Origin of the sequence: Arthrobacter globiformis, assembly GCF_046536215.2 — a bacterium.
Lineage (GTDB): Bacteria > Actinomycetota > Actinomycetes > Actinomycetales > Micrococcaceae > Arthrobacter > Arthrobacter globiformis_E.
In genome coordinates, this window is the sequence record NZ_CM143421.1 from 374,212 (window position 1) to 400,257 (window position 26,046).

General features: G+C 66.0%; 22 protein-coding genes and 1 tRNA gene. 10 read left to right on the top strand and 13 right to left on the bottom strand.

Annotated features, from left to right (window positions below; translation table 11 throughout):
* From prcB to R5O87_RS01820, 7 genes are all read right to left on the bottom strand, one after another.
* On the bottom strand, positions 1 to 822 hold the full coding sequence (gene prcB, locus R5O87_RS01790; protein ID WP_410556156.1) for a proteasome subunit beta: 822 nt from the start codon (positions 820 to 822) through the stop codon (positions 1 to 3).
* 84 nt (positions 823 to 906) lie between these two features.
* A complete protein-coding gene (locus R5O87_RS01795; RefSeq protein ID WP_331568735.1) occupies positions 907 to 1,107 on the bottom strand; it encodes a ubiquitin-like protein Pup in 201 nt (66 codons plus the stop codon).
* An 84-nt stretch (positions 1,108 to 1,191) separates the two neighbouring features.
* Entirely contained in the window at positions 1,192 to 2,811 is a 1,620-nt protein-coding gene (gene dop / locus R5O87_RS01800; protein WP_410556190.1) for a depupylase/deamidase Dop, read from the bottom strand.
* Between the two features lie 50 nt (positions 2,812 to 2,861).
* The gene (gene arc, locus R5O87_RS01805; protein ID WP_410556157.1) at positions 2,862 to 4,607 is read right to left on the bottom strand and encodes a proteasome ATPase; all 1,746 of its coding nucleotides are present in this window, start codon (positions 4,605 to 4,607) and stop codon (positions 2,862 to 2,864) included.
* 81 nt (positions 4,608 to 4,688) lie between these two features.
* Positions 4,689 to 5,756 (bottom strand): tRNA (adenine-N1)-methyltransferase, encoded by a 1,068-nt coding sequence (locus R5O87_RS01810; protein WP_410556158.1) that lies wholly within the window; start codon positions 5,754 to 5,756, stop codon positions 4,689 to 4,691.
* A 130-nt stretch (positions 5,757 to 5,886) separates the two neighbouring features.
* A complete protein-coding gene (locus R5O87_RS01815; RefSeq protein WP_410556159.1) occupies positions 5,887 to 7,056 on the bottom strand; it encodes a site-2 protease family protein in 1,170 nt (389 codons plus the stop codon).
* Positions 7,057 to 7,068: 12 nt separating this feature from the next.
* Complete coding sequence (locus tag R5O87_RS01820) at positions 7,069 to 7,749, bottom strand: HAD family hydrolase (RefSeq protein ID WP_462836362.1); 681 nt, start codon at positions 7,747 to 7,749, stop codon at positions 7,069 to 7,071.
* Between the two features lie 258 nt (positions 7,750 to 8,007).
* On the opposite strand from R5O87_RS01820, the gene R5O87_RS01825 reads away from it, so the two are divergent.
* Positions 8,008 to 8,913, top strand: coding sequence for a PAC2 family protein (locus R5O87_RS01825; RefSeq protein WP_410556161.1), 906 nt, complete (start codon positions 8,008 to 8,010; stop codon positions 8,911 to 8,913).
* Positions 8,914 to 8,998: 85 nt separating this feature from the next.
* Here R5O87_RS01825 and mshC read toward each other — a convergent pair whose 3' ends face one another.
* Together mshC and R5O87_RS01835 are read right to left on the bottom strand one after the other, a co-directional pair.
* Entirely contained in the window at positions 8,999 to 10,303 is a 1,305-nt protein-coding gene (gene mshC / locus R5O87_RS01830; protein WP_410556162.1) for a cysteine--1-D-myo-inosityl 2-amino-2-deoxy-alpha-D-glucopyranoside ligase, read from the bottom strand.
* Positions 10,304 to 10,318: 15 nt separating this feature from the next.
* Complete coding sequence (locus R5O87_RS01835; RefSeq protein WP_410556163.1) at positions 10,319 to 11,152, bottom strand: undecaprenyl-diphosphate phosphatase; 834 nt, start codon at positions 11,150 to 11,152, stop codon at positions 10,319 to 10,321.
* Positions 11,153 to 11,202: 50 nt separating this feature from the next.
* Between R5O87_RS01835 and R5O87_RS01840 the strand changes: the two genes are divergently transcribed.
* Complete coding sequence (locus R5O87_RS01840; RefSeq protein WP_410556164.1) at positions 11,203 to 12,141, top strand: aldo/keto reductase; 939 nt, start codon at positions 11,203 to 11,205, stop codon at positions 12,139 to 12,141.
* Between the two features lie 2 nt (positions 12,142 to 12,143).
* Here R5O87_RS01840 and R5O87_RS01845 read toward each other — a convergent pair whose 3' ends face one another.
* Positions 12,144 to 12,407 (bottom strand): hypothetical protein, encoded by a 264-nt coding sequence (locus R5O87_RS01845; protein WP_387103899.1) that lies wholly within the window; start codon positions 12,405 to 12,407, stop codon positions 12,144 to 12,146.
* A 39-nt stretch (positions 12,408 to 12,446) separates the two neighbouring features.
* Here R5O87_RS01845 and R5O87_RS01850 point away from each other — a divergent pair, with 39 nt between their 5' ends.
* Entirely contained in the window at positions 12,447 to 12,680 is a 234-nt protein-coding gene (locus R5O87_RS01850) for a DUF5703 family protein (protein WP_102973612.1), read from the top strand.
* A gap of 61 nt (positions 12,681 to 12,741) precedes the next feature.
* Here R5O87_RS01850 and R5O87_RS01855 read toward each other — a convergent pair whose 3' ends face one another.
* Both R5O87_RS01855 and R5O87_RS01860 read right to left on the bottom strand, forming a co-directional pair.
* On the bottom strand, positions 12,742 to 13,902 hold the full coding sequence (locus R5O87_RS01855; RefSeq protein WP_410556166.1) for an acyl-CoA dehydrogenase family protein: 1,161 nt from the start codon (positions 13,900 to 13,902) through the stop codon (positions 12,742 to 12,744).
* Positions 13,903 to 13,910: 8 nt separating this feature from the next.
* A complete protein-coding gene (locus tag R5O87_RS01860) occupies positions 13,911 to 15,215 on the bottom strand; it encodes a M20/M25/M40 family metallo-hydrolase (RefSeq protein ID WP_410556167.1) in 1,305 nt (434 codons plus the stop codon).
* A 193-nt stretch (positions 15,216 to 15,408) separates the two neighbouring features.
* On the opposite strand from R5O87_RS01860, the gene R5O87_RS01865 reads away from it, so the two are divergent.
* The 7 genes from R5O87_RS01865 to R5O87_RS01895 all read left to right on the top strand — a co-directional run bounded on the left by R5O87_RS01865 (position 15,409) and on the right by R5O87_RS01895 (position 25,362).
* Positions 15,409 to 15,491: transfer RNA gene (locus tag R5O87_RS01865), tRNA-Leu, on the top strand.
* A gap of 351 nt (positions 15,492 to 15,842) precedes the next feature.
* Positions 15,843 to 16,226 carry a DUF3311 domain-containing protein gene (locus R5O87_RS01870; RefSeq protein ID WP_410556168.1) on the top strand — a complete coding sequence of 128 codons (384 nt, stop codon included), beginning with the start codon at positions 15,843 to 15,845 and terminating at the stop codon, positions 16,224 to 16,226.
* Complete coding sequence (mctP, locus tag R5O87_RS01875) at positions 16,223 to 17,899, top strand: monocarboxylate uptake permease MctP (RefSeq protein WP_410556169.1); 1,677 nt, start codon at positions 16,223 to 16,225, stop codon at positions 17,897 to 17,899. The genes R5O87_RS01870 and mctP overlap by 4 nt, the downstream gene beginning before the upstream one ends.
* A gap of 13 nt (positions 17,900 to 17,912) precedes the next feature.
* Positions 17,913 to 18,254, top strand: coding sequence for a hypothetical protein (locus R5O87_RS01880; RefSeq protein WP_410556170.1), 342 nt, complete (start codon positions 17,913 to 17,915; stop codon positions 18,252 to 18,254).
* Positions 18,255 to 18,566: 312 nt separating this feature from the next.
* A complete protein-coding gene (locus R5O87_RS01885) occupies positions 18,567 to 21,740 on the top strand; it encodes an efflux RND transporter permease subunit (protein WP_410556171.1) in 3,174 nt (1,057 codons plus the stop codon).
* 15 nt (positions 21,741 to 21,755) lie between these two features.
* Positions 21,756 to 22,211 carry a hypothetical protein gene (locus tag R5O87_RS01890; RefSeq protein WP_410556172.1) on the top strand — a complete coding sequence of 152 codons (456 nt, stop codon included), beginning with the start codon at positions 21,756 to 21,758 and terminating at the stop codon, positions 22,209 to 22,211.
* Between the two features lies 1 nt (position 22,212).
* Positions 22,213 to 25,362, top strand: a complete 3,150-nt coding sequence (locus R5O87_RS01895) for an efflux RND transporter permease subunit (RefSeq protein ID WP_410556173.1) — start codon at positions 22,213 to 22,215, stop codon at positions 25,360 to 25,362.
* A gap of 57 nt (positions 25,363 to 25,419) precedes the next feature.
* Here the strand turns inward: R5O87_RS01895 and R5O87_RS01900 are convergent, their stop codons facing one another.
* Positions 25,420 to 25,875: an SRPBCC family protein gene (locus R5O87_RS01900; protein WP_410556174.1), complete on the bottom strand. Its 456-nt coding sequence runs from the start codon at positions 25,873 to 25,875 to the stop codon at positions 25,420 to 25,422.
* Positions 25,876 to 26,046: the final 171 nt, after the last annotated feature.

The window sequence follows — 26,046 nt, forward strand, 5'->3', positions numbered from 1 at the left end:
TCAGGCCTCCCTCCGGGCAGCTGCCCTGGACTCGATGATGTTTCCGGCCATGGCGGCGAGCTCACGCTCGGAAACCCGCCGGGCTCCGGCGCGGTTGACGGCGTAGACCACGGGCCAGAGCTGCCGCACGGGGTCGGGGCCGCCGGTGGCGGAGTCGTCGTCGGCTGCGTCGTAGAGGGATTCGACGGCCACGGCGATGGCTTCCTCTTCCGGCAGGTTGGGCCGCCAAAGCTTCTTCAGAGCGCCGCGGGCGAACATCGACCCGGAGCCTACGGCGTGGTGTTCCTGTTCCTCATAGCGGCCGCCCGTCACGTCGTAGGAGAAGAGCCGGCCCACCCCGGCGGCCGTGTCAAAGCCTGCGAACAGCGGGACCACGGCGAGGCCCTGCAGCGCCATCGGCAGGTTGCCGCGGATCATGGCGCCGAGCCGGTTCGCCTTGCCGTCCAGGCTCAGCAGGGTGCCCTCGATCTTCTCGTAGTGCTCAAGCTCCACCTGGAACAGGCGGGTCAGGTCGATCGCAATGCCTGCCGTGCCCGCGATTCCGAGGACCGAATACTGGTCGGCGGGAAAGACCTTCTCGATGTGCCGGCTGGCGATGATGTTGCCCATGGTCGCGCGGCGGTCGCCGGCCATGACGATGCCTCCGGCGTAGGTCATGGCCACGATGGTGGTGGCGTGGGGCACGGCGGGCGGCTGGCCGGCGGACGTGCCCGTGGCAAACGGGGCGTATTGGGGAAGCAGTTCCGGACGGTCGCGTTGGAGATGCTCAGTGAACGACGATGTCGCGTGGGCGGCTACCTTGTTGGCTGTTGTCTCCTGCACTGGTGCACTCCTTCAACGTGATAATTCAGCGGCTGTCCGGTACCTCTGGCCTCCGTGCCCTGTGCGGGTGGTGTGGCTGCCGGTCTACTGGCCGCCCTTTTGCACGAATGCCCGGACGAATTCCTCCGCGTTGGACTCCAGGACGCCGTCGATCTCGTCGAGAAGATCGTCAACACCCTGCGTCGAGGCGGATGCCTGGCCATCTGCGGGCGCCGGGGGTACGGGGACCTCTTCCTCGACCTCGGTGTCGCGTGGCTGTGGCTGCTGTTGCTCCTGGCCTGCCATGTCCTTCTCCTTTATCCAGTCCCCCGTTCCGGGAGGACATCTTGTATGCCAATATTGCCACGCAAAGGGCCTTTGCGGGGTGCATTATGCCGGTGGCGGAGCCGGTGCCGATCCGAGCAGTTCGGCAAGGAAAGGTCCCGCCTCACGGTGCCTGTCAAACAGCCCTCCGGTCAGCGCCTTGGTGCCCCGCAGCGGCTCCCTGGTGGGGACCCTCTGCAGCCTTCCGTAGCCCGGCACGTCGAAAATCACCGAGTCCCAACTGGCCCCCACGACGTCCTTGCTGAAGCTGCTGACGCAGCGTCCGCGGAAGTAGGCCCGGGTGTCCGACGGCGGTGCGGTCACCGCCGCGGCGATGTCGGCGTCGTCCACTATCCGCTGCATCCGGTTCCGGGAGAGCAGGCGGTAGTACAGACCTTTTTCGGGCCGGAGGTCGGCCCACTGCAGGTCCACCAGGCCCAGCCGGGCGTCATCCCACTGGAGCCCGTCGCGCTGGCGGTAGCCCTCCAGGATGGACAGCTTGGCCAGCCATTCCACCGAGCTGGCAGCGGCACCGCGGTCGCTGTCCAGCTGGGTCAGGGTGGTGGCCCACCGCTCCAGCACGGCGTGGGTGTGGCCATCACCGTCCACGGCGTCCCCCACCCCGGTGTCCTGGGCCAGCTTGGCGGCGGCCTCGTGATACATCCACTGCAGGTCCAGGGCAGTCACCCGGCGGCCGTCCAGCAGCCTGACCTTGGTGGTCAGGGTGGTGTCGTGGCTGATGGCCTGCAGCGCGGCCACCGGCTCGTGGACCTCGATCCGCGGAGCGAGGCCCGCCTCGATCAGGCTCAGCACCATGGCGGTGGTCCCGAACTTCAGGTAGTTCGACACCTGGCTCAGGTTGGCGTCGCCAATGATGACGTGCAGCCGCCGGTACTTGTCCGCCGTTGCGTGGGGCTCGTCGCGGGTGTTGATGATGGGGCGCCGGATGGTGGTCTCGAGTCCCACCTCCGCCTCGAAGAAGTCCGCCCGCTGGCTGATCTGGTAGCCGGGCCGGGAACTGTCCTGGCTCAGGCCCACCCGCCCCGAGCCGCAGATGACCTGCCGCGAGACGAAGAACGGGGTGAGCCCGCGGACAATGTCGCCGAACGGCACGGACCGCGGCATCAGGTAGTTCTCATGCGACCCGTAGGACACGGACTTGTTGTCCGTGTTGTTCTTATAGAGGTTGACAGCGGGCAGTTCCGTGTCGCCGGCCAGCCTGCGGACCGCCGCCAGGCCCACAAGGTCACCAGCCGCGTCCCAGGCCACAGCGGCTGCTGGGTTGGTGACCTCAGGGCTCGAATACTCGGGGTGGGCGTGGTCCACGTAGAGGCGTGCGCCATTACCGAGCACCATGTTCATCAGCAGCGAGCCCGATTCGTCCTCGCCGTCGAGCTCAAGCTCTTCCCGGCCGTAGGCAAGCGCCACCGCTTCGGCGTCAAGCACCGGCGGCTGGTCCGTCAGTTGGCTGGGGTGAGCCTGGCCGCGTTCGAGAGTCCAGCCGCGGGCGTCGTGCAGCGGTTCCTCGTCCGTGTAGTCCCAGCGGGTTTCGGCGCCGCCGGCGGCCCGCAGCCGGGTGACCTGGGCGTAGGCCTGGACCACCCGTGCGGACATCATGGTGGCATTGGCCCCGGGGGCGGCCGGTGCGTGAATCCCGTATTCGGTTTCCGACCCCATGACCCGCATGGCGCCGCCGGCCGGCAGGCCACCTCCCAGCGCTGATTCGGAGCCGGCCGTCACAGGTACTGGCCCGTGTTGGGCATGGTCTCGATGGATTTGCCGGGCTCCTGGCCGGCCTTGCCCTGGACGATGGTGCGGATGTACGTGATGCGCTCACCCTTCTTGCCGGAGATACGTGCCCAGTCATCCGGGTTGGTGGTGTTGGGCATGTCCTCGTGCTCGCGGAACTCATCGACGACGGCGCGCAGCAGGTGGTCGATGCGCAGGCCCTTCTGCTGTGTGGTCAGGAGGTCCTTGATGGCGTACTTCTTGGCACGGTCCACCACGTTCTGGACCACGGCGCCGGAGTTGAAGTCCTTGAAGTACAGCATCTCGGTGTCGCCGTTGGCGTAGGTGACTTCCAGGAACTCATTGGATTTCTCCGTCGAGTACATCGACTCCACGGTCCGCTGGACCATGGCATCGACGGTGGCCAGCACATCGCCGTCGTGCTCCACCAGGTCATCCTCGTGGAAGGGCAGGTCCGGTGTGATGTACTTCCTGAAGATGTCCGCCGCGGCCTCGGCGTCGGGGCGCTGGATCTTGACCTTCACGTCAAGGCGGCCCGGGCGCAGGATGGCGGGGTCGATCATGTCCTCGCGGTTGGAGGCGCCGATGACAATCACGTTGTCCAGCCGCTCCACGCCGTCGATCTCGCTCAGCAGCTGCGGCACAATCGTGGTTTCGACGTCGGAGGAGATGCCGGTGCCGCGGGTGCGGAAAAGCGAATCCATCTCGTCGAAGAAGACCACCACGGGGCTGCCGTCGGAGGCCTTTTCGCGGGCCCGGGAGAAGATCAGCCGGATGTGGCGTTCGGTTTCGCCAACATACTTGTCGAGGAGCTCGGGGCCCTTGATGTTGAGGAAGTAGCTCTTCAGGTCAACATTGCCCGAGCGTTCCGCGGCGCGGGCGGCCAGCGAGTTTGCCACCGCCTTGGCGATGAGGGTCTTGCCGCAGCCCGGGGGGCCATAGAGCAGGATGCCCTTGGGCGCCTTGAGCCCGTGCTCGCGGTAGAGGTCCGGGTGCAGGAAGGGCAGCTCGATGGCGTCCCGGATCTGTTCGATCTGCGGGCCGAGGCCGCCGATGTCCTCGTAGGTGATGTCCGGGACTTCCTCCAGGACGAGGTTTTCAACTTCGGAGCGCGGGACCTTTTCCAGGGCATACCCGGTGCGCGAATCGATGGACAGGGCGTCGCCCACGCGGAGCTTCTCGCTCAGCAGCGGACCGGCCAGCCGGATGACGCGTTCCTCGTCGGCGCGGCCCAGCACCAGGGCGCGGTCCGGGCCGAGCAGTTCCTTGAGCGTGACGAGTTCGCCCGCGCGCTCGTAGCCAAGGCCGGCCACCACCAGGAGCGCCTCGTTGAGGAGGACCTCCTGGCCGACGGCCAGCTGGTTCATGTTGACCAGGGGGCTGATGCCAACGCGCATTTTGCGCCCGGCGTTGAAGATGTCCACCGACTCCTCGGTGGCTGCCTGGCCGCTGCCGGCAGCCTGACGCCGCGGGTTCAGCTGGAGGATGGTGCCGAAGCTGTACGGCGGCTGCCCCTCCTGGTCCAGGGCGTTCTTCAGCCGGAGTATTTCGGCCTTGGCAGTTTCCAGCATCGCCACGAGCTTGGTGTTGTTCTGCGTGGCAGCTGCCAGCTGGCGGTCAATATGCCTCAGTTTGTCCCGAAGGATATTGACCTGCCGGTCCGCGACAGACAGTTCGTTGGCGCCAGCCTGTTCAGCCGGCGTTGGCACGGAGTCGTTGTTTGGAGTCTCCATGATCATCAGCCCCTTCCTGCGCTTCTCTTAAGACCATAGCCCCAAGTTGGCTGGTAGAGCCGACGACATCCGAAATACGGACTAGTTTGTGATCTCCGGGTCGTCCTTCACGTTGGTGCCGGCGATTGCGTCCCGCGCGGCCCGGCGGAGCTTCTTGTCGGAGACCATGCGCTCCCCCACAGCGCCGGGGGTCCAGGCGTTGACGTCCTCTTCGTTGAACTCGGTCTTGGAAGGGCGGCGCTTGACGGAGATGCCGGTGACGCCGTCGGCGAGCCGCCGCGTGACCAGCAGGAAGCCGGTGTGGGCCACCATGCGGTGGTCGGGGCGCACGGCCAGACCTTCGAGGTGCCAGCCGCGGACCATGGATTCCCAGGCGTCCGGTTCAGTGAAGCGGCCGTCGGCGCGGATGGCCTCGGCTGTGCGGGAGAGCTGGGTGACCGTAGCGACATAGTTGATCCACACGCCGCCGGGGGCCAGGACCGTGGCCACGGCGTCGAGGCATTCCCAGGGAGCCAGCATGTCCAGCACCACGCGATCGATGGATCCCGGTTCTTCAGTGCGGACCACTTCGTCCTGGAAGTCGCCCAGCGAGATTTTCCAGGCAGGGTGCGGTCCGCCGAAGATGGTTTCCACGTTGCCGCGGGCGATCGTGGCGAATTCCTCGCGACGCTCGAACGAGTGCAGGTAGCCCTGGTCCCCCACCGCGCGCAGCAGCGAGATGGAGAGCGCACCCGAACCGACGCCGGCCTCGACCACCCTGGCCCCGGGGAAGATGTCGGCCATGGTGACGATCTGCGCGGCATCCTTGGGGTAGACCACGGCGGCGCCGCGGGGCATCGACAGGACGAAGTCGGACAGCAGCGGGCGGAGCGTCTGGTACTGCTGGCCTACGTTGTTGACCACTACCGAGCCATCCACCTTGCCGATGATGTCGTCGTGGTTGAGGAAGCCGCGGTGCGTGTGGAAGGCTCCGCCGGACTCGAGGCTGATGGTGTTCATGCGCCCGCGCTCGTCAGTCAGCTGGACCCGTTCGCCTTCCCGGAAGGGGCCGCGCCGCCGGGCAGCGCCCACCGGCTGGTCCGCCGTCCCGGCTGCAGTGCCGGAGGAAAGGCCCGTGCTGGTTCCGTTGGCGGCAGATTCGCTGCTCATGACTGTGTCCTCGCTCCTGTGAAAGCTGTTTTGGCGTGCACCGTGGCGGTCGGGCCGGGCGCCGTGCACCCGCTGCCGATTTCACGACCGGCACGTAACTCTACCGGTTCCGGCCGTGCCGGCGCGTGTTTTAGCGGGGGGCCTTGCCTGTTATGGCCGTCACCACGGTGGACTGCCGCAGCAATCCGGTGACCCGGCCGTTGTGGTCGACCACCGCGTAGTCGTGTCCTTCGAGCTGCGCAAGGTACTGGAGCAGCTCCTGGCCCTTGGACCATTCCGGCACGTAGGCGCCGGCACCGAGCGGGTAGGCGACTGCCCCGGCAGGGGTGGTGCCGGCCACGGCGGCGGGCACAGCGGCCAGAGCCGCGGGGTCCACCACGCTGTTGGGCCTGCCGTCCGGTGCGCACAGCACGACGGCGGTCCTTCCGCCTGCAGACACGTTCAGGATATCGCTGACGCTCCCCGTTTCGGCGAGCCCGACGGCGGGTTCGGCCAGGGCGGCGGCGCTCACCAGATGGAGCCTGCCGCGCAGGCGGCCCTGCTGGATGGACGCTGACGCGCCCATCCACAGGAAACCGCCGACCAGGATGGTGATGAGAAGCATGCTGGTGTCCGGGACGTCCCCGCTGAGCAGTGGCCGGACAAGGAACCACAGGCCCAGGGCGATGACGATGATCCGGCCGCCCCAGCCCGCGGCCACGGTGCCCTTGGCGTGGCTGCCGGTGGCCTTCCAGACTGCGGACTCCACCAGGCGGCCGCCGTCCAGCGGCAGCCCGGGCAGCACGTTGAAGATGCCGATCACGAGGTTCGCCCAGAAGAAGATGTTCAGAAGGGTGTCCGCCACGCCGGACAGTCCGCCCGCGGAGATCACCAGCCAGGCCGCTCCGGCGAGCACGAAGTTGGCGGCAGGCCCGGCCATGGCCACCAGCACGGACCGTCCGGGCGTGGCGGTGAAGCTTTCAAACTGGGTGTGGCCGCCCCAGAGGTTGAGCACGATTTTCTCGCTGGGCCAGCCATAGATCTTGGCCGTCAGCGCGTGCGCGAGCTCATGGACGAGCACCGACAGCAGGAGCAGTAGCGCGTAGGCGAAGGCCACGTAGTACGCCCCGATGCCCAGTGACGGGTTGCCATGCTGCAGTACCGGGCCGTACACAATCACCGTGAAGCCGGCGATGATGAACCAGGAGTAGGCCAGGATGATGGGAATGCCGGCGATCCGGCCGAGCGGGATTCCCTCCCGGCGGCCGGCAGGGGTCTGCACGTTTTGGGGCTGCTGACCGGATCCCGCGGGATCAGACACGTTCCGGGCTCCTTAGTTGACGTTCTCGAATGCTGCCGCCGCTTCGCACGAGCCGAGCCGGAGCCTGACCAGCTCCTCGAGTTCGGCCGCCGAGCGGTCCGCGAGGGTGTCCCACGTGGTCCTCCGGTCGTCCTCGGGCAGCGGCACCAGATGCGGAATGGCCACGGTCACGGCGCCCGATGCCACGGCAGCGGCAACACCCGGTGCAGAGTCCTCCAGCGCCACACAGTGGTCGACGGTGAGCTCGGGGTCCTGCTGCTTCAGGAGGTCCACAGCCTTGAGGTACGCCTCCGGGTGCGGTTTGCCCTTTGTTACGGTGTCGCCGGTAACGAGGAATTCGAAGTAGGGCCGGGGAAGGCTCGCCACAATCTCGCGGGCCAGCGGTGCCTCTGACATGGTCACAAGGGCACAACGCACGCCGGCGCTGAAAAGTTCATCCAGCAGCTCCCGCGCCCCGGGACGCCACGGCACGTTCTCCCGGACGCGGCTGATGACCTGCGCCGTGAGGGTGTCGATGATCTCGCGGATCTCCAGGCGCACGCCGGCGCGCCGGAGGATGCCGGCCGAGTGGACCAGTGACTGCCCCACGAGCTGCATGGCCTGTTCATGCGACCATGTCCCCCCGTAGGCCTCGACAAGGTTGTGTTCGGCCTCGATCCAGTACGGTTCCGTGTCAACGATGGTGCCGTCCATGTCCCATAAAACGGCTTTGAGCAAGGGCTGAGTGGCGGCAGATTCCATGCTTTCCACTGTACCGGGCTGCCCGGCGGCGCCCTGCCGCGGGCCCCGGGCTACGCCGTCGGCGAATATCCGCACCCCGCCCGGAGGGATGATGGGCAGTGATGACCAGCAGTGGTGACCGGGTGGGATGGCCCGCTGAGATGGGTTTTGTCCGGATCTGCGGCGGTTCGTTCTATGCAACAGCAACGCTTGTGGACGTAGGGTGAAGGGATGAACAGCTTCGAGGGAGACACCAACGAACCGGGCACCGCGCCTGAGACGGAGCAGCTGCTGCAGCCTGTTCCCGAAGGTCAGCGCATTACTGTGATGCTGGCTGCGTTCGAGGGCTGGAATGACGCGGGGGAAGCTGCCAGTGATGCGCTCCGTTACCTCAACAAGCTTTGGGGCGGGAAGAAGGTCGCGTCCATTGACGCCGACGAGTACTACGACTTCCAGTTCACCCGGCCCACTGTCCGCCGCACTGCCTCCGGCGAACGCAAGATCAAGTGGCCGTCCACGCGGATCTACAAGGCCAGCGCCCCCGGCACCAACGTTGACGTGATATTCATCCAGGGCACCGAACCGTCCTACAAGTGGCGCGCCTATACTGCGGAACTGCTGGTCCACGCCGAGGCACTTCACGTCGACTACGTGGTCCTGGTGGGGGCGCTGCTGGCCGACGTGCCGCACAGCAGGCCTATCCCGGTCAGCACCTCCACCGACGATGGCGCGCTGCGGGAACGGCTTAATCTCGAAGCGTCGCAGTATGAAGGGCCCGTGGGGATCGTGGGCGTACTGTCCGAGGTATCCCTGCTCGCCGGCATCCCTACAGTTTCGCTCTGGGCCGCGGTGCCCCACTACGTTGCCCAGGCACCCTCGCCCAAGGCACAGCTGGCTCTGCTGCACCGCATCGAGGAACTGCTCCAGGTTCCGCTGGACACGCACGAGCTGGGCGAAGAAGCCGAGGCGTGGGAGCGCGGCGTCAACGAACTGGCCACCGAGGACCCCGAAATCGCCGCGTACGTGCGGCAGCTTGAGGAGGCGAAGGACACCGCGGACCTGCCCGAGGCCAGCGGCGAATCCATCGCGCGCGAGTTTGAGCGCTACCTGAAGCGGCGGGGCAAGGACAAGCCCTAGGGAGTTGGCTCCGCCGTTTCGACGGTTCCCTGCCAGTCAGACGTTGCGGAACGTCGTGCGGGCAGGGAACCGTCGAAACGGGCGTTTAGAGTTCGACGCCGAGAAGCGCGTTGACGGCGTCGCGCACCAAAGCCTGGTCTGCTGCGGACGCGCTGTCCGTGTTCTTAAGGGCGCTGCTAAGGGCAGCGTCGGCCCAACGGTCGACGGCGGCCAGCGCCGCGGGTGCGTCGAGGTCGTTGGCCAGGGCGTCGCGCATCTCCCCGATCAGCTCCGTGGCGGTCAGCTCCGTAGCTGTTCCGGCCGGAGCGGCGGCCAGCGCTGAACGCCAGCGTTCGAGGCGGGCCTTGGCCTCCGCGAAGCCTTCCGCGGTCCAGGACCAGTCGGACCGGTAGTGGTGCGCCAGGATGGCCAGCCGGATGGCCGCGGGTTCTTCGCCGGCAGCGCGCAGCTTGGAGACCAGGACCAGGTTGCCCTTGGACTTGGACATCTTTTCGCCGTCGAGCCCCACCATGCCGGCGTGCGCGAAGTGCTCAGCGAGGGGGACGCCGGACAGCGAGTAGGCGTGGCCGGCTCCCATTTCGTGGTGCGGGAAAACCAGGTCCGAGCCGCCGCCCTGCACGGTAAACGGCGCGGGCAGGTACTTCTGGGCAATTACGGTGCACTCGATGTGCCAGCCGGGCCGGCCCTCCCCCAGTTCGCCGCCGGGCCAGCTGGGTTCGCCGTCGCGGGCCACGCGCCACAGCAGCGGGTCGAGGGCCTGCCGCTTACCTGCCCTGCCCGGGTCGCCGCCCCGCTCGGCAAACAGTTCCAGCATTTCGGCTTCCGGCAGACCGGAGACCGCGCCGAGGGTCCAGGCGTCCACGCCGACGGCGTGCTTGCTGGCGGCTTCGACGTCGTAGTAAACGTCGCCGTCGGGTTCGCCCGGGGTGCCGTTGACGCGGTAGGCCAGTCCCTGGTGCAGGAGCCGTTCAACCGCCGGGACGATCAGAGGCATGGCTTCGACGGCGCCCACGTAATGGTCGGGGGCAATGACGTTGAGGGCTTCCATGTCGGTACGGAAGAGCTCGATCTGGCTCTCGGCCAGTTCACGCCAGTCGACGCCGGTAGCCTCGGCCCGCTCCAGCAGCGGGTCGTCGACGTCGGTGATGTTCTGGACATACGCAACCTGCTGGCCGCCGTCGCGCCAGGCGCGGTTCAAAAGGTCAAACGCTATGTAGCTGGCAGCGTGACCCATGTGGGTCGCGTCATACGGGGTGATCCCGCAGACATACATCGACTTTTCGCCGTCGGCATTTAGGGTTACGGCGCGGCCTGCGGTTGTGTCAAACAAGCGGAGCGCGGGCATTTCCCCCGGCAGGACAGGCACGGGGCGGGAGATCCAGGACTTCACAGACCAAGCCTAGTGCTAGGCGCTGATGACATTGAAACCGAGCAGCAGGTACAGGGCGAGGCCCAGGAAGATGCGGTACCAGACAAACAGCCGGTAGCTGCGCGTTGAGATGAACTTCAGGAACCAGCCGATGATGACGTAGCCGATCGCGAATGCAATCACCGTTGCCAAGGCTGTCTCCCCCAGGCCGAAGGGGCCGCTCACGCCGTCCTTGGCCACCACTTTGTACAGCTGGTACAGGCCGCTGCCGAAAACGGCGGGGATGGCAAGGAGGAAGGAGTAGCGGGCGGCGGCTTCACGCGTGTAGCCCATGAGGAGTCCGGCCGTGATGGTGCCGCCGGAGCGGGAAACGCCGGGGATCAGGGCCATGGCCTGGGCGAAGCCGTAGAGGATGCCGTGCTTATAGGTGAGCCTGGAGAGGTCCCGGTCCTGCTTGCCGACGGCGTCGGCCACGGCGAGGATCAGGCCGAAGACGATCAGCATGGTGGCAACGATCCACAGGCTCCGCAGGACGGATTCGATCTGGTCCTGGAACAGCAGGCCAAGGACGATGATGGGCAGGCTGCCCAGAATCACCAGCCAGCCCATCCGGGCATCCGGGTCCTGGCGCGGGACCCGTCCGGTCAGCGAGCCGAACCAGGCCTTCACGATCCTGACGATGTCGCGCCAGAAGTAGACAATGACGGCGGTTTCCGTGCCGAGCTGTGTGATGGCGGTGAAGGCTGCGCCGGGGTCCGCCGCATTCGGCAGGAAGGAGCCCACAATCCGGAGGTGGGCGCTCGATGAAATCGGTAGGAATTCGGTCAGTCCCTGCACAAGACCCAGCAGGGCCGCTTCAATCCAGTTCACGCTAAGACCCTACGTCATGATGCGGGTGGTTTCCCCGTAAGCTAGCTGCTATGCAGCAGCGTTACATCGGCAACAGCGGGCTCCGCGCCTCCTCCCTCTCCCTGGGCACCATGTCCTGGTCCCGTGAAACGGACGAGCAGGATGCCTCGGAGCTGCTGCGCACTTTCGTGGATGCCGGCGGAACGCTCGTGGACACCGCGGCCTCCTATGCTGACGGCCAGGCCGAGGCCATGCTGGGGTCGATGCTGGGCGACGTCGTCTCCCGCACCGAAGTGGTCATCTCCACCAAAGCCGGCGTGTCGCCGTCGGACGGGCGGCAGCGCGTGGACGCGTCACGGAATGCAATGCTGTCCGGGCTGGATGCCAGCCTGGCGCGGCTCGGCACGGACTACGTGGACCTCTGGCTCGCCCAGGCATGGGACCCCAACGTCCCGCTCGAGGAGACGCTGTCCGCCCTCGACTTCGCCGTCCGCAGCGGACGGGCCCGCTACGCGGGTATAGCCAACTACAACGGCTGGCAGACCGCCAAGGCCGCCGCCATCGCTGGATTCCCGCTCGTGGCCAACCAGTCCGAGTACTCACTGCTGCGCCGCAGGCCAGAGACGGAGCTGGTGCCGGCCATCGAGGATGCCGGCCTGGGGCTGATGGCGTGGGCGCCGCTGGGCCGTGGCGTCCTCACCGGCAAGTACCGCGGTCATGTGCCCGCCGATTCCAGGGCCGCCGGCACACGGCTGGCCACTTACGTGGAGCCGTACCTTGAGCAGCCCTCGTCGCAGGTGGTTGAGGCTGTCGCCATGGCGGCCCGCGGACTGGGCCGATCGTCCCTGGATGTGGCACTTAGCTGGCTGCTGTCCCAGCACGGAGTGGCCACGGCCGTCGTGGGTGCCCGCACACCGGTCCAGCTCAAGGAAATCCTGGACGCCCAGCTCACGCCGCTGCCGGCGGAAATTGCACGTGCCCTGGAGGATGTCTCCAGCAGCCTGGCCTAGGGTTACTCTTCGACGATTTCGAGATCCTCGTCGTCGACTTCGCCCTCTTCCTCTTCGTCTTCCTCGTCATCGAAAACCTGGAGCGGCGTCACTTCGTTGTAGGCCTCATAGAGGGCGTCCTCATAGACTTCAAAGGCATCGGCAACCGCAAAGAATGCCGCCTCCACTGAGGGGTCACCATCCCCGCGGCGGGCCGAGGCGGCTGCAAGGTGTTCTTCCAAAGCGGCAGTCAAGGACTGAAGCGCGACACGCGGATCGATGCTCATGCCTTCACGTTAGCGGGAAAAGGACGAAAATGGAGAGCAATGAAGGAACATTTTCTGACCAGCTCGGTCCTGCGGGAACGGGACTACGCACGGCAATACGAGTACCTCGTATTGACCGTCGGTCCTGAGGATTCCCTGCCCGAAGCCCGTCGCCGGCTCGTGGAACATTCCGAGTACGGCAAGTGGGAACTCGAGCGCAGCAGGCTCTATGTGGGCGGCGGCAGGCGCTTCTGGCTTCGCCGCCGGGTCACGCAGGTGCAGCGCACCGTCTAGGCCGTCCCGGCCCTCCGGGCGCGCACCGTGATGGTGCGCGCCCGATTCGTGCTGCCGCCAGCTAGCCGTCGAGCGGGCCCAGCCAGGCGTTGGCCACCGTGCTGTGGGCCGACTCGTCGTCGGAGGGGTGGAACATGCCGGCCAGGACGTCACGGTACAGGCGCTCCAGCTCCGAACCGCGGAAGTAGCTGGAGCCGCCGGAGACCCGGATGGCAAGGTCCACCACCGTCCGCGCCGTTTCCGTGGCCCGGACCTTCACCCCCACGAGCTTGGGGAACCACTGGCTGCCATGGTCCGCCAGACGGTCCACATCGCCGGCCACCACCGAAAGCTGCGGGTAGAGGGCATCCATGGCCAGGGCTGCCTCGGCCACCTTCCAGCGGATATCCGGATCCTGGGCCAGGCTCCGGCCGCCGTTCTTGAATGACGTCCGGCGTTTGGCCGCTTCCACGGCCAGGACGAGGGCCCGCTCGCCGATGCCCGCGTAGACCCCGGCCAGCAGCATCTCGAAGCACGCGAAGATCGCGAAGATCAGCGGATCCGCACTGGGACCCACCGGAAGCTTCCGGAAGATGCGGCCGGGCGGCACAACGGCACCGTCCAGGATGGTGGTGTTGGATTGGCTGGCACGCATGCCCAGGGTGTTCCAGTCCTCGAGGATCCGGTAGCCCGCCGTGTCCCGGCTGATGAACCCGTGGACCAGTTCACCTTCTCCGTCGCGTGCAGCAGGGTCCTTGCCGAAGATGCCCAGCCGCGTCCAGGCAGGCGAGAGGCTCGTGAAGATCTTGGTGCCCGTGAATGAGTAGCCGCCCTCCGGCAGCGGCGTTGCCTCCGTCAGGGAATCAAAAAGCACGGAGTCGTTGCCGGCCTCCGAGTTGCCGAAGGCGAAGATCTCCCCCGCCGCTGCCTCCTGCAGCACGAAGTCCAGGGAGGAGTCGCCGCGTTCGGCGAGGACGCGGGCCACCCCTGTCCAGACCAGGTGCATGTTGACGGCCAGCGCGGTGGCGGGGGCCGCCGTCGCCAATCGCTGCTGGCAGCGGACCGCAGCCTCCAGCCCAAGGCCCGTCCCGCCGTCGGACTCCGGCACGAAAAGCTTCAGGTACCCGGCGGCGGCGAGTTCCTCAAGATCCTCGGTGAAGAAGCGGTTCTGCTGGTCGTACTCCGCGGCCCTCCCCCGGATCCCTTCGAGCAGGCTGTCGGGCAGCAGCTGTGACGGTTCCACTGCCACGCTCAGTAGTTGGTCAGCAGTGTGTTCAGGACGCGGGCGCCGAACTTCAGGGATTCTGCCGGGACCCGTTCGTCTACCCCGTGGAACATGCCGGTGAAGTCGAGGTCGTCCGGCAGCTGCAGGGGCGCGAAGCCGTAGCCGGTGATGCCGAGCTTGGAGAGCGATTTGTTGTCGGTGCCGCCGGACAGGGTGTACGGGAGAACCTTCGCGCCCGGATCTTCGGAGTGCAGGGCGTCGATCATGGAGTCGACCAGGTTGCCGGCGAACGGCACTTCCAGGGAAACGTCGTTGTGCACGTAGCTGACGTCGACGCCGCTGCCCGCCAGCTCCTTAACGATCTCCAGGACCTGGTCCTGCTGGCCCGGGAGGGTCCGGCAGTCCACGAGGGCCTCGGCGGACTCGGGGATGACGTTGTGCTTGTAGCCGCCGCCCAGCAGCGTGGGGTTGGACGTGTTCTGCAGGGTGGCACCCACAAAGCGGGCCACCGTGCCCAGTTCCTTCAGCAGGAGCTCCGGGTTGTCGGGATCGAATTCGACGCCGGTCAGTTCCGTCACGCCGTCCAGGAACTGGCGCGTGGTAGCCGTCAGCTCGATGGGCCACTGGTATTCACCGATGCGGGTCACGGCGCCGGCGAGCCGGGTGATGGCATTGTCGGTGTTGATCTGCGAGCCGTGGCCCGCGCGGCCGTGCGCCACAAGCCGCAGCCAGGAGATGCCCTTTTCCGCCGTCTGCAGCAGGTAGGCGCGCTGGCCGCCGATGGTGGTCGAAAAGCCGCCCACTTCCGAGATGGCCTCGGTGGCGCCCTCGAACAGCTCGGGCCGGTGCTTCACGGCGTACTGGGCGCCGTGCACGCCACCAGCCTCCTCGTCGGCAAAGAACGCGAAGACGATGTCGCGCTTGGGCTTGCGCCCGGTGCGGGCGAAGTTGCGCAGCACGGACAGGATCATGGCATCCATGTCCTTCATGTCCACCGCGCCGCGGCCCCAGATCAGGCCGTCCTTGAGTTCGCCGCTGAACGGGTCCACGGACCACTGTTCACGGAGGGCGGGGACCACGTCCAGGTGGCCGTGGACCACGAGGGCGCTGGCTGAGGGGTCTTCGCCCGCCATGCGGGTGACCACGCTGGCCCGGCCCGGCTCCGATTCGAAGATTTCCGCTTCCAGCCCCACCTCGCTGATCAGGCCGGCGGTGTACTCGGCCGCCGCGCGTTCGCCGGGACCCGAACCATCCCCGTAGTTGGATGAATCGATGCGGATGAGCTCCTGGCAGATGGTGACGACTTCATCCTCTGGCCGGATCTGTGTCATTGATCACTCCTTATAGCGGGGAAAACGCGGATTCATGCGGGTTGTGGCGGTTTTTGCCTGCCGGAACACCCGGGTTCAGCCTACCCAGTCGCCTCGATTCCATCTTTCCGGAAAGTTCGTGTTAGAGTTTTTCTCGCTGCTTCGGAGAGAAGCGAACCGCTGAAAGGCGGAGAGAGACCTCCGAAATCCACCTGCGCGGGTGGCGGAATGGCAGACGCGCTAGCTTGAGGTGCTAGTCCTCGAAAGGGGGTGGGGGTTCAAGTCCCCCTCCGCGCACAGAGGGAAAACCCCGGGAATCCAATGGATTACCGGGGTTTTTTCGTTTCTCCCCGAACGACGTCAATATGCCCCGCGCGGAAACCCTCGCCTGGGCCCGGCTGTCCGGTCCGGGCGGGGGCGCCGGTGTTGGCTCCCGGAAAAGCGGCCGGGAAAACGCGCTGAAGATGACCAGGAAAGACCGCCGCGTTACCGACTGTTACGCCACTGCCCACGCTCTTCCCGCGCGACGCTGACGGGCGTACAAAGGAACTGGAGGGCAACAGTTGTAACCTCCGCCTCACCGTTCTCCGGTGACCCGTTCTCAGGGCCTCCCGGAGCCCGGGAGACGGGCTCACAAGGAGGTCGTCGGTGTCCCAGCAAGATCGTCCTGACCCGAAGCAGCGTCCCGTCCCGGGGGCTCCCCCGGGCGCCGGGCTGCCTACCCGCAACACGGCAACCCGCGGACCGGCCCGGCGCGGCCGGTATGCCATCGCCGGTGTGTTGCTTTCCGCGGCCATCCTGCTCCCGCTCATGCCGCAGACCTACTCCTTCAATGCGCCGACGCTGGGCGGCATGCCGTTCTTCTACTGGTACCAGCTGCTCTGGGTTCCCATGTCCGCCGCCCTGAGCGGCGTGGCGTACTGGCTCGTGAACACGGAGGACCGACGACGGCGGGCAGTAGCCCGCGCGGGTGCTGCCGACACAGACGGCGATGCAGCGGACGACTCACTGGATGGGGATGAAAGGCCATGAACGGGCGCGAGATCAACTGGATCGCCCTCATCATCGTGGTGCTGCTCTTTGTCGTCGTTGCCGTCATGGGCTTCCTGGCCGCCAGGTGGCGCCGGACGGCAGAGTCCGAGGGACTGCACAGCCTCGACGAATGGGGGCTGGGCGGACGCGGCTTCGGGACATGGATCACGTGGTTCCTGCTGGGCGGCGACCTCTACACGGCCTACACATTCGTTGCTGTTCCGGCCGCGATGTGGGCCACGGGTGCCGTCAGCGGCTTCTTCGCGGTCCCGTACACGATCGTGCTCTATCCGATCATCTTCATCATCATGAGCCGGCTATGGTCGGTGTCCCACCGGCACGGCTACGTCACCTCGGCGGACTTCGTGGGCGGACGCTACGGAAGCAGGTGGCTGTCCCTCGCCATCGCCGTCACGGGCATTGTGGCCACCATGCCGTACATCGCCCTCCAGCTCGTGGGCATCAAGGCAGTCCTCACCGTGCTTGGCCTGGGCAGCTCCGAGAACGTGCTGCTCACGGACCTGCCGCTCATCCTGGCGTTCGTCGTGCTGGCGGCCTACACGTACACCTCGGGGTTGCGGGCGCCGGCGATGATCGCCGTCGTCAAGGACCTGCTCATCTATCTGGCGGTGATCGTGGCGGTCATCTACCTGCCGATCAAGTTCGGCGGGTGGGACGCGATCTTCGGGGCGGCGAAGACGAAGCTGGACACCGTGAGTGAAGCGACGGGGAAGCCCAGCGGGGTGTTCATTCCGTCGGGCGCGAACTACTCGGCCTACTGGACGCTGGCACTCGGATCGGCCATGGCACTGTTCATGTACCCGCACTCCATCACCGGCGTGCTCGCGTCCAAGGGACGCAACACGATCCGGCGCAACGCCGCGATTCTGCCGCTGTACTCGCTCATGCTCGGCTTCCTCGCGCTGCTGGGCTTCGTGGCCATCAAGGCAGGCACCAAGCCGATCGACCTGAACGGGTCGGTCAACCCCCAGCTCGTGGTCCCGCAGCTGTTCCTGGACCACTTCCCCGCCTGGTTCGCAGGGGTTGCCCTGGCGGCCATCGCCATCGGGGCGCTGGTGCCGGCGGCGATCATGTCCATTGCGGCGGCGAACATGTTTACCCGCAACATCTACCGGGACTTCCTCCGCCCCGAAGTCGACCCCAAGACCGAGGCCAAGGTGTCCAAGATTGTCTCGCTGGTGGTGAAGGTGGGTGCGCTGATTTTCGTCATCGCCATGGACCAGTCCGCGGCCATCAACATGCAGCTGCTTGGCGGCATTTGGATTCTGCAGACCTTCCCGGCGGTTGTGGCGGGCCTCTACACGCGGTGGTTTGACCGCTGGGCGCTGCTGGCTGGCTGGGCCGTGGGCATTGCCTTCGGCACCGCCTCGGCGTACAACGTCATCAACCCCGTCACGCACGCACACTTCGGCGGCTCCATTGCTCCCGTCCCGGGGACCGACTTCACCGTCTACATCGCCGTGTCGGCGTTCGTGCTCAACCTGCTTGTCGCCGTCGTACTCACCCTGGTGCTGCGTGCGCTGAAGGTGCCCAAGGGGGAGGACAAGACGCGGCGGTCTGACTACGGCGCCGATGAAACCGACCCGAAGGTTGCCGAGATTGAGCGGACGCAGCGTTTCGTGGAACCGGGAGGGGCCTCGCCGGTGGCGTAGGACAGCCCCTGCCATGAACGTCGGTGACATCCGCGGGCTTTGCTGGAAGGCTGCCCGGCTGCCGCTCGAGAGCTTCCTTAGCCCGGACATGGACCTGTCGCTGACGGCGTCGAAGCTGGACGCGTCGCTGGGCTGGTTTCCTGCCCTGGCCGACCAGGCGGCCCTCACTGTCCTGCATCGGATCGGCATTGGCGTGGTCCTCGAACGCAACGCGCGGCTGGCCATTCACCTGCGGAATGCGCTGGAGGCGAAGGGCGTCGGCATCCGGTCATTCCCTGAACCGCACGGGTCGACCATCTTCTACAACCTCGAAGAAGAGCTCGCGCGGGTCGCGGAGCTGATCGCAGGCCGCTGAGCCGAGGCAGCTCCGCTGAAGAAGGTTGCCCAAAGCATTGACGCGGCCTTTTGCGAGGACCATCATTCTGCTAGACGTTTGGGGGGCGCTATGGCAAACGCAATGGAGCCGCGCCGTGAGCACTTATTTTGCTGATGAAACGTTTTACCCCGTTCACCTCAGCGTAGATCTGAACGTGAACCCGCATGCAGTCCTTCGTGAAACACCAATTCCCGTTGAAGTACCCGGCATACACCGACATCGCCGCCGGCCCGGCCGCATCCTTTCGTTGCCCGTGAACCCGGCGGCGATGAGGTTGGCGGTGAGCAGGCCATGATGGGCGCGGTTCTGGGCTGGGTTCTGCAGTTCCGGATCCTTGTCCTGGTAGTTGCTGCCGGCGTCCTCGGGTACGGCTTCACCGCCCTGCCCAGCATGCCGGTTGACGCCTTCCCCGAGTTCGCACCGCCGCAGGTCGAAATACAGACCGAGGCCCTGGGGCTCTCCGCCGCCGAAGTCGAACAGCTCGTGACATCCCCCATGGAGGCCGACCTGCTGAACGGCGTGGCATGGGTGGAGGCGATCCGTTCCAAATCGCTTCCCGGCCTGTCCTCCGTCCAGCTGGTCTTCCAGCCCGGCACCGACATGTTCCGGGCACGCCAGCTGGTCGCCGAGCGCCTGACCCAGGCACGCGCGCTGCCCAACGTGTCGTCCGCCCCTGTACTCATGCAGCCGCTGTCCTCGACCAGCCGGGTCATGATGATCAGGCTGACATCCAAGGACATGTCCCCCATCGACATGTCCGTGCTCGCGCGGTGGACCATGAAGCCTGCACTCCTTGCCGTTCCCGGCGTGGCTAACATTTCCATCTGGGGCCAGCGCGACCAGCAGCTGCAGGTGCTTGTTGACCCCAAGCAGCTCGAAGCCAAGGGCGTGACGCTGGACCAGGTCATCAGGACCACCGGCAACTCCGTGTGGGTGTCCCCGCTGAGCTATCTTGAAGCCTCAACGCCGGGCACGGGCGGTTTCCTGGAGACAGGGCATCAGCGGCTTGGCGTCCAGCATGTCCTGCCCATCACCACACCCCAGGACTTGGGCAGGATCAGCGTCCAGGGCAGCTCCGACAAGCTGCTTCTCGGGGATGTGGCCAAGGTCCAGACCGACCACCAGCCGCTGATCGGCGATGCGCAGCCCGGCCAGGACGCCGAGCTTTTGCTGGTGGTGGAGAAGTTCCCGGAGACCAACACCGCTGACGTTACGCGCGGGCTCGATGAAACCATGCGTGAGCTTCAGGCAGGTTTGCCCGGCGTAACAGTCGACACCACCGTGTACCGGCAGGAGTCGTTCGTAGAGCAGGAAACGGGCACCCTGGCCGTGGCCTTGCTCGTCACGCTGCTGCTGGTCGCAGCGGCGATCGGCGTGGTCTTCCGGTCCTGGCGGAGTGCCGTCATCAGCCTGGTCAGCATTTCGCTGTCACTCGTTGCGGCAGCCGTATTGCTCTCCGTGCGCGGTGCCGGGCTGAACACGATGGTCTTTACCGGCATGGTCGTTGCCCTCGCCGTCATCATCGGCGACGTCGTGGAAGACCTGAACTGCACTGTCCGGGCATACCGTACGGCGCGGGAGACAGGCGCGGGGGACGCCAGGAGCGGCCTTGTTATCGGGGCCCTGCGGCCAGTCCGCGCGTCGCTGTTCTACTCCCTGCTGATCATGGCGCTCAGCGTGCTGCCCCTGCTCTTTGTGCCGGGTGAGAACGGTGCAATGTTCGGACCCCTGGTACTCAGCTACCTGCTCGCCTTGGCGGTAGCCATGGTCGTGGCGCTGACAGTGACCGCCGCCCTGGTGTTCTTCCTGCCTCCGGCTTCAGCGTCCCGCGGGCGTGAGGGGCAGGCAATGCAAAGCCTCCGGATCCGGTACGGGCGGGCGCTTTCCCGCAGGCGCGGCAGCACAATAGCCGTCTTCGCCGCGACGGCGGTCATGGCGCTCGCAGCACTTGCCCTGGCTCCGCAACTGGTGCCTGGCAGCCCTGTGGTCCCCGTCCTGGCGGACAACACACTGGTGGTCCAGTGGAGTGCCGCGCCAGGCACCTCCGACCAGGAAATGGTCAGGGTCACCAATGCGGCTGCCGATGAACTGCGCACCGTGTCCGGCGTTTCCAGCGTCGCCTCCGAGGTTGGCCGTGCCGTTACCTCTGACCAGGTGGGAGACGTAAGTTCCGGCGAACTGTGGGTGAGCGTGGCCAAGGATGCCTCGTACGCCAGCACCGTGGACGATGTGCAGAGAGTCGTGGCCGGGTATCCGGGGCTGCGGGCAACAGTCTCGACCTACCCGCAACAGAAGATCGACCAGATCCGGGCTGCTGCCGATGCCGGCTTCGGCGTGCGGGTCTACGGCGTTGACATGGCCGTACTCCGCGCCAAGGCCGAGGAAGTGCGGCAGGTCCTGGCTCACACGGCCGGGATAGTGAATCCCCGTGTCGATGCCCCCGTTGAACAGCCCACCGTCCAGGTCAAGGTTGACCTGGAGAAAGCCCAGAAAGCCGGAGTCATCCCGGGCGATGTCCGCCGTGCTGCGGCCGCCCTGCTGCAGGGCATCGAGGTGGGCAACGTCTACGAACAGCAGAAGGTCTTTTCCGTGGTCGTCAAGGGAGAGCCCTCCACCAGGAACAGCCTCACCAGTGTCCGTGAACTCCTGATCGACACCCCCAAAGGCGGCCATGTGCGTCTTGGCGACGTGGCCGACGTCAGCATCGTTCCCAACGACGCCGTCATTCTGCACGACGACACATCGCGGCGCGTGGATGTTAAGGCAGACATCCAGGGACGTGGACTGGCTGAGGTGCAGCAGGACATCCAAAAGGGCCTGGAACAGATCCAGTTCCCGGTGGCCTACCACGCCGAGGTCCTCACCCAGTACGCGCAGCAGCAGTCAGCGTTCCAATGGCTGTGGCTGCTCACGGGGGTAGCTGCGTTCGGCATCCTGGTGCTGCTGCAAACGGCACTCGGCGGTTGGCGGATCGCAGCGGCCGTTTTCCTCGGGTTGCTCGCTTCCTTGTCGGGCGGCGTCCTCACGGCCCTGGCAGACGGAGGAGCCAATTACCTGGCAGCGTTTGTCGCTTTCTCTGCAGTCCTCGGCATCGCGGTCCGGAACTGCCTGCTGCTCGCCCAGGAGGTCCGAAGCCAGCGAGCGCGGGAAACCGGCGCCGGGGGCAATGGCACGGCCGGCGCAGGCCAGATCGTCATCCGGGCCGCACGCGACAGGTTCAAGCCGGCCCTCGGGTCCGCAGTGATCACTGCCATCGCTCTTCTTCCGCTGGTTCTACTGGGCGGAGTGACGGGCACGGAGATCATTCAACCGGTCGCCGTCATTGTCTGGGGCGGTCTGCTGACAACCACCCTCTTCGTCCTGTTCGTGCTCCCGGCAATCCTGATCCGCTTCGAACGCGGACAGGCAGGATCACAAACAGCAACGACACAATCCGAAGCAACTGAAGCCCCGATGGGCGTCTGAAAGCCGGGATGCATCATGACAACGACCTCGCCGCGGATGCGCGGCCTGATGGTTCTTACCGTCCTGGGTCTTCTGACGCAGGCATTGCCGGCTTGCAGCCAGCTCGCAGCGGAGCCGGTGGCAGCAGGAGACGTCGCAGCGAGCCTTGAAGAGGTTCCAGGGAGCGACCTGAAGCGCATCACGCTCAACGAACACGCCGCCGAGAACATCGGCCTCCAGACCTCGACGACGTCCCGGGATCCCAAGAGCGGGAAACTCGTGGTCCCCTACCTGGCGATCCTGTACGACAGCGAGGGAAAGACGTGGGTCTATACGATTGCCGCCCCGCTGGTCTACGTCCGCCAGCCCATCACGGTGGAGCGGATCGACGACACCACGGCCACGCTAAGCAGCGGTCCGGCGGCGGGCACGACCGTCGTCACCACGGGGGCCGAAGAGCTGTTCGGCGCTGAACTGGATGTAGCGAGCTGACATGCGCTGGATTGTCGGAATCAGCCTCAGGTTCAGGACGATTGTCGTCGCCCTCGCCTGCGTGGTCATGCTGCTGGGATCCGTCCAGCTCAGCAAGGCATCCCTGGATGTCTTTCCGGAATTCGCGCCCCCGCAGGTCGAGATCCAGACTGCGTGCCTGGGTCTCACGGCCCAGGAAGTGGAGGAACTCGTCTCCGTGCCGATCGAGGCGTCCCTGTCCGGAATGCCCGGACTGGACGAGCTGAGGTCAAAATCAGTGCCCCAGCTGTCCTCGATCATCCTGATCTTCAAACAGGGCACGGACCTGCTCAACGCTCGTCAGCAGGTATCCGAGCGGATGGCCGCCGTGACTGCGGCGTTGCCCACCTGGGCTGCGCCCCCGGTAATGCTGCAGCCGCTGTCCTCCACCAGCCGCGTCATGAAGATCGGCATGACGTCTGCGAGCCGGTCCATGATCGAGATGTCCATGCTGTCCTACTGGACCATTCGGGCCCGGCTGCTCCGTGTTCCCGGCGTGGCCAACGTCGCGATCTGGGGCGAGAGGCTCCAGATGCTTCAGGTCCAGGTTCAGCCGGAGAAGCTCAAGGCCAAGAATGTCTCGCTGAACCAGGTGATGGAGGTGACGGCCGGGGCTGTTGACGCCGGACTGCTCCAGTACTCCCCCGGGAAATTCATCGGAACGGGCGGCTTTATCGACAGTCCGAACCAGCGGATGAGCATCCGGCACGTCCAGCCGATCACCAGCCCCGCTGATCTGGCCAAGGTGACGATCCGTGAAGACCATGGCACGGCCCTCCACCTGGGCGATGTAGCGCGCGTGGTCGAGGACCATCAGCCGCTGATCGGTGACGCCGTGATCAACAACGGCCACGGACTGATGCTCATTGTCGAGAAGCTCCCGTGGGGCAATACCCTCGAGGTGACCAAGGGCGTCGAGGAAGCCCTTCACGAACTCCAGCCTGGCCTGAGCGGCGTCACCTTTGACACCACCATCTTCCGCCCGGCGAGCTTTATCGAGGAGGCCATTTCCAACCTCAGTCTGGCCCTCCTCTTGGGCTGCCTGCTGGTGGTCATGATCCTGAGCGCGTTCCTTTTCCAGTGGCGGACAGCGCTCATCAGCCTGATCGCAATTCCGCTTTCCCTCCTCACTGCCATCATGGTGCTGTACCTCACCGGCAGTTCGGTCAACACCATGATTCTGGCCGGGCTGGTGATTGCGGTGGGGGTCGTCGTTGACGACGCAATCATCGACGTCGAAAACATCATGCGCCGGTTGCGGCAGCACCGCAGCCGCGGCGGCGGTGAATCGACGGCGTCCGTCGTCCTGCGGGCGTCGCTGGAAATGCGGAGCCCTATCGTCTACGCCACGATCATCATCGTGGTGGCGGCCCTTCCTATCTTCTTCGTGAACGGGCTTACGGGAGTGTTCTTCAGGCCGCTTGCCGTCGCGTACACGCTCGCGGTGCTGGCCTCGATGCTCGTGGCGCTGACGGTGACGCCTGCCCTTGCCCTGATCCTGTTGGCCCGGGCGAAGCTGGAGCAACTGGACCCGCCGTTGGTGCGGGTACTCAAGCGTGCCTATCACGCCGTCCTGTCGCGCACCATGAAGCGGCCGCGCTACGGCTACGCCGGCTTCGGGGCGCTCGCCGTTGCGGGTGTGTTGATTGCGCCGCTGCTGGGGCAGTCCCTGTTCCCCACATTCAAGGAACGCGACTTCCTGATGCACTGGGTATCGGAACCCGGCACATCGGCAGCCGAGGAATACCGCATCGCCCAGCGGGGCTGCGAAGCGTTCCTCAAGGTGCCCGGCGTCCTGAATTGCGGAACGCACATTGGCCAGGCCTTCCAGGCCGACGAAATAGTCGGGGTCAATGCCGGTGAGCACTGGATCAGCATTGACCGCCATGCCAACTATGAGCAGACAGTTGCGGCAGTCCAGGAGGTCGTCGACGGATACCCGGGCCTGCACCGCGACGTGCAGACGTATCTGAAGGAAAGGATCGAGGAGGTTCTGACTGGTGCCAGCGAACCTATTCTCGTGCGGATATACGGTGACGATCTGAACGTCCTGCGTGAACAGGCCAAGCGGGTCAAGCAACTCCTCACCGACGTGAATGGAACCGACGAGCCACATATTTCCCTGGAAGTCGACGTCCCGCAGATCACCGTGAAGGTGAATCTTGCGGCGGCGGAAAAGTACGGCCTTAAGCCTGGGGATGTACGGCGCGCCGCTGCGACACTGATGGCCGGCGAAGAGGTGGGCGACGTGTTCCGCGACGGGCGGGCCTACGACGTCCAGGTGTGGAGCACGCCGGAGACGCGGACCAGCGTCACCACGGTCCAGAACCTGCCCATTGACACGCCGAGCGGGCAGCGGGTGCGCCTTGAGGACGTCGCCTCAGTCAGTGTCCAGCCCACTCCGAACCTCATTGACCGGACGAACGGGTCCCGCAGGGTTGAGGTCGGGTCCTTCATCGACCACGGGGCCGATCTTGGCCGCGTGGTGTCGCAGGTGCAGGAACGGCTGGAGGCCCTGAAACTGCCGGCCGGCTACAGCGTCCAGCTTCTGGGCGAATACACGGAGCGGCAGGCAGCCACGGAGCGCCTCACGATTTTCGCCGTCGCGGCGCTGATCCTGATCCTCGTGCTCCTGCAGGCGTCGTTCCGCAGCTGGCGGCTGGCCATCCTCGCCCTCCTGACCCTGCCGATCGCGCTGGTGGGCGGGGTCTTTGCCGCCTACTTCACCGGCGGCGTGCTGTCACTGGGCTCGCTTGTTGGGTTCCTGACGGTCATGGGCATCGCGGCCCGGAACGGCATCCTGCTCATCAGCCACTGCCAGCATCTGGAAAGGATTGAAGGGGTTCCGTTCAGCGGCTCGCTCGTGCTGCGGGGTGCCGGGGAAAGGCTGTCCCCAATCCTGATGACGACCCTCGCCACCGGGCTTGCCCTGGTGCCTCTGGTCGTCATGGGGGACGTGCCCGGCCACGAGATCGAATACCCGATGGCCGTGGTCATCCTGGGCGGACTCCTGACCTCCACGCTGCTCAACCTGTTCATTGTGCCGTCGCTGTATCTGCGGTTCGCCCAGTCAAGGAAGACCCGGAAAGCGGCAGAACAGGAGCGCGCCGTTCAGGAGCTTGCAGCCCAGTAAACACAGCCCAGTAGGCGCACTCACTACGCGGAATCCTGCGCCTGACCGCCGGGAGCATCACTCAGCCCGTGCTCCCGCGGTCAGGTGCAGGTTGCGCGTTTCGATGAGTTTGCGGAGGTAGCGCGCCAGGAAGAGTTTCTCCGCCAGGCGTCCCAGGAGCCCGCACGGCGCCGCGAAGTCAATCCGGTCCACCATGACGGTTCCGGCCCGGTCTGCGCTGAACGCGTGGACGTGGCGAAAGCGACGGAACGGGCCCCGGACCTGCTCATCGACGAAGTAATGGGGTGCCTGCATTTCGGTAATCCGGCTCGTCATGCGGATCGGCAGCCCGAAGTGCCAGGCGCGCCAGGTCACCTCCTGCCCCAGCGAAATCAGCCCGGACGTGACGCCACCCACGGCTTCCTCGCGGGAGCGGGCCATCGAGTCCTTGTGCGCGTCGATGCTTCGGGAGAGGTCAAACAGCTCGGTCATCCCGATGGTTGTCCGCGTGGTGCTTTCGAAGGTGACGGCCATGCTCAGAGTATGCCAGCAGTTTCACCGCGCTACGCTGTCTGCTCACGTCCCGCGGCCACTGATAGGCGTAAGCTATCAGAGCCCCGGCAGGCTTCCGCACTCAGGGGCAGGCCGCCAAGGGGCAGGGCCAGGTCCGGGCCAAACACCGGACCGGACCGGGAAAGGAGCTGG

Bases quoted from the DNA above. Each gene is read 5' to 3' on its own strand.
- R5O87_RS01795 (WP_331568735.1), bottom strand. From the start codon at position 1,107: ATGGCAGGCCAGGAGCAACAGCAGCCACAGCCACGCGACACCGAGGTC.
- dop (WP_410556190.1), bottom strand. From the start codon at position 2,811: ATGCGGGTCATGGGGTCGGAAACCGAATACGGGATTCACGCACCGGCC.
- arc (WP_410556157.1), bottom strand. From the start codon at position 4,607: ATGGAGACTCCAAACAACGACTCCGTGCCAACGCCGGCTGAACAGGCT.
- R5O87_RS01810 (WP_410556158.1), bottom strand. From the start codon at position 5,756: ATGAGCAGCGAATCTGCCGCCAACGGAACCAGCACGGGCCTTTCCTCC.
- R5O87_RS01820 (WP_462836362.1), bottom strand. From the start codon at position 7,749: ATGGACGGCACCATCGTTGACACGGAACCGTACTGGATCGAGGCCGAA.
- R5O87_RS01825 (WP_410556161.1), top strand. From the start codon at position 8,008: ATGAACAGCTTCGAGGGAGACACCAACGAACCGGGCACCGCGCCTGAG.
- R5O87_RS01840 (WP_410556164.1), top strand. From the start codon at position 11,203: ATGCAGCAGCGTTACATCGGCAACAGCGGGCTCCGCGCCTCCTCCCTC.
- R5O87_RS01845 (WP_387103899.1), bottom strand. From the start codon at position 12,407: ATGAGCATCGATCCGCGTGTCGCGCTTCAGTCCTTGACTGCCGCTTTG.
- R5O87_RS01850 (WP_102973612.1), top strand. From the start codon at position 12,447: ATGAAGGAACATTTTCTGACCAGCTCGGTCCTGCGGGAACGGGACTAC.
- R5O87_RS01860 (WP_410556167.1), bottom strand. From the start codon at position 15,215: ATGACACAGATCCGGCCAGAGGATGAAGTCGTCACCATCTGCCAGGAG.
- mctP (WP_410556169.1), top strand. From the start codon at position 16,223: ATGAACGGGCGCGAGATCAACTGGATCGCCCTCATCATCGTGGTGCTG.
- R5O87_RS01880 (WP_410556170.1), top strand. From the start codon at position 17,913: ATGAACGTCGGTGACATCCGCGGGCTTTGCTGGAAGGCTGCCCGGCTG.
- R5O87_RS01885 (WP_410556171.1), top strand. From the start codon at position 18,567: ATGATGGGCGCGGTTCTGGGCTGGGTTCTGCAGTTCCGGATCCTTGTC.
- R5O87_RS01890 (WP_410556172.1), top strand. From the start codon at position 21,756: ATGACAACGACCTCGCCGCGGATGCGCGGCCTGATGGTTCTTACCGTC.
- R5O87_RS01895 (WP_410556173.1), top strand. From the start codon at position 22,213: ATGCGCTGGATTGTCGGAATCAGCCTCAGGTTCAGGACGATTGTCGTC.
- R5O87_RS01900 (WP_410556174.1), bottom strand. From the start codon at position 25,875: ATGGCCGTCACCTTCGAAAGCACCACGCGGACAACCATCGGGATGACC.